Here is an 8182-nt window from a genome sequence, read left to right as displayed (position 1 = left end):
GCGGGTCCGGCAGTCCGCCGGACCCGCCCGTTGATGCCCGCACGCCGCGAAGTGGGAGCCATGACCGACACGCTCGCCGACAGCCGTACCTCCTCCCGGATGTTCACCGGGAGCGTGCCGGTGGTCGTGGAGGACGTGCGCCGGCGCCCCACGGCCGAGCGTGCCGAGCTGCTGGCCGATCCGGGTTTCGGCCGCTACTTCACCGACTCCATGTTCGTGGCCCGGTACCGCGCGGGGGAGGGCTGGTACGACGCCCGGCTGACCGCCTACGCCCCGCTGCAGGTCGACCCGGCCACCGCCGCCCTGCACTACGCGCAGTCGATCTTCGAGGGGCTCAAGGCCTACGCCCAGCCCGACGGCAGCGTCGCGACCTTCCGACCCGAGGCCAACGCGGCCCGCTTCGTCCGCGGCGCCAAGCGGCTGGCGATGCCGCCGGTGCCCGAGGAGGCGTTCCTCGCCGCCGTCGACGCCCTGGTCGACGCCGACCGCGACTGGGTGCCCACCGGCCCCGACCAGACCCTCTACCTGCGCCCCTACCAGCTGGCGACCGAGCCGTTCCTCGGGGTCCGGCCGGCCCACGAGTACCTGTTCCTGGTGATCGCCAGCCCGGCCGGCGCGTACTTCCCCCGCGGGGTCCACCCGGTGTCGGTGTACCTGTCGGAGGACTACATCCGGGCCGCGCCCGGCGGCACCGGCGACGTCAAGTGCGCCGGCAACTACGCCGCCAGCCTGCTGGCGCAGGAGCAGGCGATCGCCGCCGGCTGCGACCAGGTCGTGTGGCTCGACGCGGTGGAGAAGCGCTACGTCGAGGAGATGGGCGGGATGAACCTGTTCTTCGTCCTCGGCGAGGGGGACGACGCCGAGCTGGTCACCCCCGAGCTCACCGGCACCCTGCTGCCCGGCATCACCCGCGACTCGCTGATCACCGTCGCCCGCGAGATGGGCCACACCGTCACCGAGCGCCGGTTCAGCGTGGACGAGTGGCGGGCCGGGGTCGCCGACGGCACCGTCACCGAGACCTTCGCCTGCGGCACCGCTGCGGTGATCACCCCGGTCGGGGAGGTCAAGGCCCGCACCGGCGACTTCACCGTCGGCGACGGCAAGCCCGGCCCGGTCACGATGAAGCTGCGCGGACACCTGCTCGACATCCAGCACGGCCGGGTGCTCGACACCCACGGCTGGCTGCACCGGGTCGCCTGAACCCGTGCTCCGTTGGCGGGGGCTGGAGGCCACCCCGGGTGACCTCGGCCGCACGGTGGTCACCGTCGGCATGTACGACGGTGTCCACCGGGGGCACCAGGAGCTGATCGGCACCGCGGTGGCGCGGGCGCGCTCGGCGGGGCGGCCGTGCCTGCTGCTCACCTTCGACCCGCACCCCTCCGAGGTGGTGCGCCCCGGCTCGCACCCGGCGATCCTCACCTCGATGGACCGCAAGGCCGAGCTGGTGGCCGCCCTCGGCGTCGACGCCATGTGCGTGCTGCCGTTCACCCCCGAGTTCATGCGGATGTCGCCGGAGACCTTCACGCACACCGTGCTGGTCGAGCACCTGCACGTCGCGTCGGTCGTCGTGGGGGAGAACTTCACCTACGGCCACCGGGCGGCCGGCACCGTCGCGACGCTCACCCAGGAGGGACGGCGCTTCGGCTTCGCGGTGGAGGGCGTGCCGCTGGCCAACGTGACCATGGGCCCGGACTCCGCGGCGGCCGGCGAGATCACCATCTCCTCGACCTACATCCGGGCCTGCGTGGCCGCCGGCGACATGACCTCGGCCGCCCGCGCCCTGGGCCGGCCGCACCGGATCGAGGGGGTCGTCGTCCGGGGGGACCGCCGGGGCCGCGAGCTGGGGTACCCGACGGCGAACGTGGAGTCCCCGCCCTTCACCGCCGTCCCGGCCGACGGGGTCTACGCCGGGTCCCTGGTCATCCGCGACCCGCGCAGCGGCGCCACGGTCAGCACCTCACCGGCGGCGATCTCGGTCGGCACCAACCCGACCTTCCAGGGCAGCCGGCGCACCGTCGAGGCGTTCCTCCTGGACTTCGAGGGGGACCTCTACGGCGAGCACGTCGGGGTGGAGTTCGTCCAGCGGCTGCGCCCGATGCTCGCCTTCGCCGACGTGGGGGAACTGGTCGAGGCGATGGACCGCGACGTCGCCGAGACCCGCGCGCTGCTGGGGCTGGGCTGACGCACCGACGGCCGCCGTGCGCCGGTGTGTAACCTTGACGACGGCGTCGGTACCCCCGACGTGTGTGCAGCCTGCCCCCGTGACCGAGACCGGGGGCCACACGTGACCTGGCCAGGAGGCAGTCCATGGCGCTCGACAGCGCGACGAAGCAGCAGATCATGACCGAGTACGCGACGGTCGAGAAGGACACCGGCTCGCCCGAGGTGCAGGTCGCGATGCTGACCCGCCGGATCAGCGACCTGACCGAGCACCTCAAGCAGCACAAGCACGACCACCACAGCCGGCGGGGCCTGCTCCTGCTGGTCGGCCGGCGTCGCCGGCTGCTGAACTACCTGGCGAAGACGGACATCAACCGTTACCGCTCGCTCATCGAGCGGCTCGGCCTGCGCCGCTGAGCCACGAGGGGGCCGTCCCGCCGGGACGGTCCCCTCTCTCGTGCGGCACCCGCCCACGAGACCCCCGGCCCCTCGCCGCACCACCACGCTGGTCGGTCCTCGGTAGTGGCCCCCGGGCATGGTCGTCCCCCGACGGGGAACCCTCCCGAGGGCTTCGATCGAAGACCGGTCACCCGGGCGCAGTTCGGCGCAGGGCGCCACAAGAGGACGTCGCCGCATGCGACGTAGGAAGAGGACGACGTGTCCGCACCCACCACGCAGGACGGCAGCACCGCTGCCGAGTTCGACCCCGAGGACGGCGTCACCACCGCCACCGCGGTCATCGACAACGGCAGCTTCGGCAGCCGCAGCGTCACCTTCGAGACCGGCCGGCTGGCCCGCCAGGCGGCCGGCTCGGTCGTCGTCTCCATGGGCGACACCATGCTGCTGTCGGCCACCACGGCCGGCCGCCAGCCCAAGGAGCAGTTCGACTTCTTCCCGCTGACGGTCGACGTCGAGGAGCGCATGTACGCCGCCGGGCGGATCCCCGGCTCGTTCTTCCGCCGCGAGGGCCGGCCCTCCGAGGACGCCATCCTCACCTGCCGGCTGATCGACCGACCGCTGCGCCCCACCTTCGCCAAGGGCCTGCGCAACGAGGTCCAGGTCGTCATCACGGTCCTGTCGCTGGACCCCGACCACCTCTACGACGTGCTGGCGATCAACGGGGCCTCGGCCTCCACCCAGCTGTCGGGCCTGCCGTTCTCCGGCCCGGTCGGCGGCACCCGCGTCGCGCTGATCAACGGCCAGTGGGTCGGCTTCCCCACCCACAAGGAGCTCGAGGACGCCGTCTTCGACATGGTCGTGGCCGGCCGCGTCCTCCCGGACGGCGACGTCGCGATCATGATGGTCGAGGCCGAGGCCACCGAGAAGACGATCCAGCTGGTCGCCGGTGGCGCCCCCGCCCCGACCGAGGAGGTCGTGGCGCAGGGCCTGGAGGCCGCCAAGCCGTTCATCAAGGCGCTGTGCGAGGCGCAGAGCGCGCTGGCCGCCAAGGCCGCCAAGCCGGTCGCGGAGTTCCCCCGCTTCCTGGACTACCAGGACGACGTCTACGCCGCCGTCGAGGCGCAGGCCGCCGCCCGGCTCGCCGAGGTGCAGGCCATCGCCGGCAAGCAGGAGCGCGAGCTGGCCACCGACGCCCTCAAGGACGAGGTCAAGGCCGCCCTGGCCGGCCAGTTCGAGGGGCGCGAGAAGGAGATCTCCGGGGCCTTCCGGGCGGTCACCAAGAAGGTCGTCCGCCAGCGCATCCTGCGCGACAAGGTGCGCATCGACGGTCGTGGCCTGACCGACATCCGGCCGCTGTCGGCCGAGGTCGAGGTCGTCCCGCGGGTGCACGGCTCGGCGCTGTTCGAGCGCGGCGAGACCCAGATCCTGGGCATCACCACGCTGAACATGCTCCGCATGGAGCAGCAGCTGGACACGCTCTCGCCCGAGACGCGCAAGCGGTACATGCACAACTACAACTTCCCGCCGTACTCCACCGGTGAGACCGGCCGGGTGGGCTCGCCCAAGCGCCGCGAGATCGGCCACGGCGCGCTCGCCGAGCGGGCGCTCCTGCCGGTGCTGCCCGACCGCGAGGAGTTCCCCTACGCGATCCGGCAGGTCTCCGAGGCGCTGGGCTCCAACGGCTCGACGTCCATGGGCTCGGTCTGCGCCTCGACGCTGGCCCTGCTCAACGCCGGTGTCCCGCTGAAGGCCCCGGTGGCCGGCATCGCCATGGGCCTGGTGTCCGACGAGGTCGACGGCAAGACCGAGTACGTCGCGCTGACCGACATCCTCGGCGCCGAGGACGCCTTCGGTGACATGGACTTCAAGGTCGCCGGCACCAAGGACTTCGTCACGGCGCTGCAGCTGGACACCAAGCTCGACGGCATCCCCTCCGACGTCCTCGCGCAGGCGCTGACCCAGGCCCGCGCGGCCCGGCTGCACATCCTCGACGTCATGGGCGAGGCCATCGACGGTCCCGACGAGATGAGCCCGTACGCCCCGCGGGTCACCACGGTGCGCATCCCGGTGGACAAGATCGGCGCGGTCATCGGCCCCAAGGGTCAGATGATCAACGCGATCCAGGACGAGACCGGCGCGGACATCACCATCGAGGACGACGGCACGATCTACGTCGGCGCCTCCGACGGCCCCTCGGCCCAGGCCGCGGTGGACCGGATCAACGCCATCGCCAACCCGCAGATGCCCAAGGTCGGCGAGCGCTTCCTCGGCACGGTCGTCAAGACCACGCCGTTCGGTGCCTTCGTCTCCCTGCTCCCGGGCAAGGACGGCCTGGTCCACATCAGCAAGCTCGGCGGCGGCAAGCGCATCGCCAAGGTCGAGGACGTCGTGAACGTCGGCGACAAGCTGCAGGTGGAGATCACCGACATCGACGCCCGCGGCAAGATCAGCCTGGTGCCGGTCGCCGCCGAGGGCGAGGCCGCCGCCTCCGACGCCCCGGCCGACGCGGCCGCGCCCGCGGAGGCGTGACCACGGACACCACGCAGTTCACGACCGGGGCCGGCACGGGCGCAGCGACGTCCGTCCCGGCCCCGGCCGGTGTCGGGGAGACCGTCGTCCTCGACGTCGACGAGTTCGGCGGCCGGGTGGAACGCACCGAGCTGCCCGGGGGCCTGCGGGTCCTGACCGAGACCATGCCCGGGGTGCTGTCGGCGACCGTCGGCATCTGGGTGGGTGTCGGGTCCCGGGACGAGACCGACGACGTCGCCGGCTCCTCGCACTTCCTCGAGCACCTGCTGTTCAAGGGCACCGGCAGCCGCGGCGCGCTGGAGATCGCCACGGCGATGGACGCCGTGGGCGGGGAGATGAACGCCTTCACCGCCAAGGAGCACACCTGCTACTACGCCAACGTGCTGGCCAGCGACCTGCCGCTGGCCGTCACGCTCCTCGGTGACCTGGTCACCGACGCGCTGAACACCGCCGAGGACCTCGAGTCGGAGCGGACGGTGGTGCTCGAGGAGATCGCCATGCGCGACGACGAGCCCGCCGACGCCGTGCACGACCTGTTCGCCGAGACGCTCTTCGCCGGCACGGCCCTGGGCCGGTCGGTGCTGGGCACGGTCGACTCCATCGAGGCGCTGACCCGCGACGACGTCGACGGCTGGTACCGGCAGCGGTACGTCCTGCCCTCGATCGTGGTGACCGCGGCCGGCCGGGTGGACCACCGGGAGGTGCTCGACCTGGTCGCGGCCGCCTTCGGGTCCCGCCTGGCCGGGCCGGCCACGCCGGCCCCGCTGCGGCGGGGCGAGGAGGGCACCCCCACCCGACCCGCCCGCCCCACCGGGCTGATCCACCGCCGCACCGAGCAGGCGCACCTGCTGCTCGGCTCGGTGGGGATGGGCCGGCTCGACGAGCGGCGCTACGCCGCGGCGGTCATGGAGACCGCCGTCGGCGGGGGGATGAGCTCACGGCTGTTCCAGGAGATCCGGGAGAAGCGCGGGCTGGTCTACAGCGTCGGCACCGCGCTCACCCACTACGCCGGCACCGGGGCGTTCTCCGTCTACGCCGGGTGCTCGCCCCGGCGGGTGCCCGAGGTGCTGCGCCTGGTCCGGGAGGAGCTGGCGCGGGTCGCCGCCGACGGGCTCACCGCCGAGGAAGTCGCCCGCGGCCGGGGCCAGCTCAAGGGCGGCCTGGTCCTCGGGCTCGAGGACACCGGGTCCCGGATGAGCCGGCTCGGCAAGAGCGAGTTGTCCTACGGGGAGTACCTGCCGGTGCGCGAGGTCCTGACCCGCCTCGACGGCGTCACCGAGGACGACGTCCGGTCGGTGGCCGCCGAGCTGCTGGCCCGCGAGACGTGCCTGGCGGTGGTCGGCCCGTACCGCGAGTCCGACCTCGACCGGCTCGGATGAGCGCCCGCCACCCCACGCTCGCGGCCCACGGTGCGCTCTCCCGCGGCGTCCTCGCCGTGGCCGTGCTCGTGTCCCTGGCCGTCCTGTTCGCCCCGGGGGACGACGTCCCGTCCTCGCCTCCCGGGGTGGACAAGCTGGTGCACCTGGTGCTGTTCGCGGTCCTGGCCGTCAGCGGGCGGTGGGCCGGCATCCGGGCGGGCCTGCTCGGCGCGCTGCTGGTGGCCTACGCAGCGCTCAGCGAGGTCTTGCAGGGTGCGTTGCCCCTGGAGCGCTCCGCCTCGGTCGCGGACTGGGCGGCCGACGTCGTCGGGGTCCTGCTCGGCCTGCTGCTGGCCGCCGGCCTGCTCCGGAGGACCGCCGGCTGACGGCGCGGCCGCCTTGCATCCCCGGCGTCCGCCGGGAAACCTGACCGCGTGACCACCGGTACCCCCGCCTCTGACCAGCACGGATCCGCGACGGCACCGGGGGAGACCCCGCTCATCCCCGTGGGGGTGCTGGGCGCCCGAGGCCGGATGGGCACGGAGGTGGTCAAGGCGGTCAACGCCGCCGACGACCTCGAGCTCGTGGCGATGGTCGACTCGGGGGAGTGGCTGTTCGACCTGGCCAACACCGGCGCGCAGGTCGTCGTCGACTTCACCCGCCCGGACGTCGTCATGGACAACATCCGGTTCTGCATCGACAACAACATCCACTGCGTCGTCGGCACCACCGGCTTCGACGAGGCCCGGTTGGCCACCGTCGCCGAGTGGCTCGAGCCCAAGCCCGACGTCGGTGTGGTGATCGCCCCCAACTTCGGCATCGGGGCGATCCTGCTCATGCGCTTCGCCCAGGAGGCGGCGCGCTTCTTCCCCTCCACCGAGATCGTGGAGCTGCACCACCCCAACAAGGTCGACGCCCCGTCGGGGACGGCCGTCCGCACCGCCCGGCTCATCGCGTCGGCCCGTGCCGCCGCCGGCCTGCCGTCCTCGCCCGACGCCACCACCGACGCCCTGCCGGGAGCCCGTGGTGCCGACGTCGACGGGGTCGCCGTGCACGCCGTCCGCCTCAGTGGCCTCGTCGCCCACCAGGAGGTGCTGATGGGTGCGCCGGGGGAGACCCTGACCCTCCGGCACGACTCCTACGACCGCGCGTCGTTCATGCCGGGCGTCCTGCTGGCCGTCCGGGAGGTCGCCCGGCGACCGGGCCTCACCATCGGGATCGAGAGCCTCCTGGGGCTCTGAGGCCGGTCGCGAGCCGGTCGTGGGGCTGGTGGGGGCTCGGCGCAGTGACCTCCGTCGCATTCAGCGGACGGCCACGACGCTCTGACCTGCGCTTTCGTCCCTGGGGTGGCATCCGCAAGGGTCCTTGGACCCTTCTCGGGGCCAGAGCGGTTTGACGCGGCCTCCCCGGCCGCGTAACTTTCTCTCTGCGCCGAGCGAGACCGGGTCCGAGACCCGGGAGCCGCCGGTCAGACCCCCGGGTGTGACAGCGAGCCGTGCACGGCGTACGGTAGGACAAGTCGCCAGGGACGAAGCCCGCGAGGGTCTACTTCCTGCGCGTCCGCTCCTTGAGAACTCAACAGCGTGCCGAAAGTCAGTGCCAAGTTTTATACCCCCGCACTGCGCACTTGTGTGTGTGGTGAGGGATTCCTTTGGTTGATTGACATCGAGAGTGCTAGCTCTCGGTTCTCGGCTGGGGATGCAAATTCATCTACGGAGAGTTTGATCCTGGCTCAG

The 8182-nt window shown here is 72.5% G+C and carries 7 protein-coding genes; all 7 read left to right on the top strand.

Annotation, left to right across the window (positions count from 1 at the left end; all coding sequences use genetic code 11):
* Positions 1-60: 60 nt before the first annotated feature.
* A complete protein-coding gene (locus tag ACI79E_RS22190) occupies positions 61-1200 on the top strand; it encodes a branched-chain amino acid aminotransferase (protein WP_456934748.1) in 1140 nt (379 codons plus the stop codon).
* Between the two features lie 4 nt (positions 1201-1204).
* The gene (locus tag ACI79E_RS22185; protein ID WP_456934747.1) at positions 1205-2182 is read left to right on the top strand and encodes a bifunctional riboflavin kinase/FAD synthetase; all 978 of its coding nucleotides are present in this window, start codon (positions 1205-1207) and stop codon (positions 2180-2182) included.
* 125 nt (positions 2183-2307) lie between these two features.
* A complete protein-coding gene (gene rpsO, locus ACI79E_RS22180) occupies positions 2308-2577 on the top strand; it encodes a 30S ribosomal protein S15 (RefSeq protein ID WP_072920360.1) in 270 nt (89 codons plus the stop codon).
* A gap of 240 nt (positions 2578-2817) precedes the next feature.
* Entirely contained in the window at positions 2818-5088 is a 2271-nt protein-coding gene (locus tag ACI79E_RS22175) for a polyribonucleotide nucleotidyltransferase (RefSeq protein WP_456934746.1), read from the top strand.
* On the top strand, positions 5085-6467 hold the full coding sequence (locus tag ACI79E_RS22170; RefSeq protein ID WP_456934745.1) for a M16 family metallopeptidase: 1383 nt from the start codon (positions 5085-5087) through the stop codon (positions 6465-6467). The genes ACI79E_RS22175 and ACI79E_RS22170 overlap by 4 nt, the downstream gene beginning before the upstream one ends.
* On the top strand, positions 6464-6832 hold the full coding sequence (locus ACI79E_RS22165; RefSeq protein WP_456934744.1) for a VanZ family protein: 369 nt from the start codon (positions 6464-6466) through the stop codon (positions 6830-6832). Before ACI79E_RS22170 ends, ACI79E_RS22165 begins: the two co-directional genes overlap by 4 nt.
* Positions 6833-6880: 48 nt before the next feature.
* Positions 6881-7687, top strand: coding sequence for a 4-hydroxy-tetrahydrodipicolinate reductase (gene dapB, locus ACI79E_RS22160; protein WP_456934743.1), 807 nt, complete (start codon positions 6881-6883; stop codon positions 7685-7687).
* Positions 7688-8182 lie beyond the last annotated feature (495 nt).

It is taken from the genome of Geodermatophilus sp. SYSU D00079 (assembly GCF_054050635.1).
This window is presented reverse-complemented; position numbering and strand designations above follow the sequence as displayed.